Annotated in this window: 3 protein-coding genes; 1 reads left to right on the forward strand and 2 read right to left on the reverse strand. The window is 59.3% G+C overall.

Features of this window, described 5'->3' with window-relative positions:
• Positions 1 to 636: glycosyltransferase (locus H6A60_RS11145; RefSeq protein WP_205104617.1), on the forward strand; the 636-nt coding region annotated here is incomplete at its 5' end.
• 252 nt (positions 637 to 888) lie between these two features.
• Here the strand turns inward: H6A60_RS11145 and H6A60_RS11150 are convergent.
• Entirely contained in the window at positions 889 to 1,299 is a 411-nt protein-coding gene (locus tag H6A60_RS11150) for a hypothetical protein (protein ID WP_205104621.1), read from the reverse strand.
• Positions 1,283 to 1,716 (reverse strand): DUF401 family protein (locus tag H6A60_RS11155; RefSeq protein ID WP_205104620.1); only part of this gene is annotated, 434 nt, incomplete at its 5' end. The genes H6A60_RS11150 and H6A60_RS11155, both read right to left, overlap by 17 nt.

Here is a 1,716-nt window from a genome sequence, read left to right on the forward strand (position 1 = left end):
GCCAAAGGCGCAGCCGTTGTCGCCCGCCTGGTTCTCATGGCGAACAAAGAGCGGCCCGACATTCCCTTCCAGATTGTCGAAACGCGTCAGACCTTTGCGTCTGCGCTGCGCGCACTAGCGCTCCCCGGCGAGAAGCCGGGTTCGGCTTTCAAAGGCGAGCAGTCCTTCCGCAACATCCGTATTCGACCCGCGTCGTTTGAAGTCAAAGAAATCTACCGCAACACGTCGGTGCTCCTCGCGCCCTCTCTTTGGTACGAAAGCTGGGGGCGCGTCGCCACGGAGGCCGTCATGAACGGCATCCCGGTGCTCGCGTCGAAGAGTGGCGGTCTCCCCGAAGCGGTGAACGGCGGCGGCATTGTTCTCGATGCCCCGGCCGAATGCGGGACGACTGAAGAGCGCAAGAAGTGGCTCACGCTCCCGAGCGAAGAAAGCTGCCGTCCGTGGGCGGACGCCCTATATCGACTCTACGACGAGCGCGACTCGTCCTATTGGCAGAGCCGCTGCGCACAGGCTGCGAGGGAAAATTCGCCCAATGCCTGTGCAGTGAAGCTTCTGAAGGCAATCGGCCCCCTGCTCGAAAAACTCGCCGGAAACGGTGACTTCACAAACAAGGGTTCCATGCGCCTTGACGACTGAATTTTCGTCCGGGCGAGCACTTCGATGGCATCAGGGGACGAATTCGACCGGCTTCGTCCCCGCTGATCCGCTTCCGAGCGGCTTTTACGGCAGAAGGACCTGTCCTTTTGCGCCAGACAAACAGATTCGTTCCTCTGTCTTCTGGAAATTGAAATCACACACCGGCCGATCGATCTCATGTGCGTTCTACTCAAGTGCGTTCTACTCAAGTATGTTCTACAACGAATCGGCTTTGTGCCGCTGGCTTTCCGATTAGTCAAGTTGGCCGACAAGCATCAGCTTGCAGCAGACGTCCGACGGCAGCGACGAGAAACATTCGCCGGGGCGCAGCGCGGCGCCTGCGCCCGCTCTGCTATCATGCGCATCCGAAGCAAGCGGTGCCTTCGCGCACTTACGCAGCTTTATCTGCCGGTCGATGCCTTTTCTCTGCAGACGCCCGACCCAGATGGAGCGGCTTTTCGAGGTCGGCTGCTGATTCGGCGTTTTCCTCTGCGACGCGAATCGGCAATCGACATGGGAAACGGTTGCGCGAACGGTCACCCCTTGCTTCCTTTTCCTGCCTATCTCACCTCGTCCCGCCTCCTCTCCTATCTTCTCTTCTCGTCTGCCGTTGACGGGGGCGTCGCGTTTTTTCGCGAAATTGCACTCAAAGCCTTGCGCCAAGGCCCGGATCCTGGGCTGCAAAGAACACAGCGGCTCCGAGAAGTGCGAGCACTGCGATTGAAAGCACGAGCGGCAATGCCAGCTCTTTGAGCAGCGATGACACGCTCGCACCCAACCCTTGCGCAGACACGACAAGACACAGATGTGCGGGCGTGACGAATTGCGCAAGAAAACCTGCTGCAATGACACCGAAAGCGGCCAAAGACGATCCCGGTGCGATGGCGACGGCAAGCGGCATCGAAATCGCAACCGACGCAAGACTGACGCCGGTGATGAAGCTGACGGCAAAGGCGGTAACAAGAACGGAAACAAAAGGCGGCATGCCGAGCATTGAAAGGAATTGAGCCGCCGCATCGACAAGACCGCAAGCATGAACGGCCGCCGCAAACCAAAGCATGAACGCCACCTCCGCAATGA

The organism is Sutterella massiliensis, from assembly GCF_016899755.1.
Classification (GTDB): domain Bacteria; phylum Pseudomonadota; class Gammaproteobacteria; order Burkholderiales; family Burkholderiaceae_F; genus Sutterella; species Sutterella massiliensis.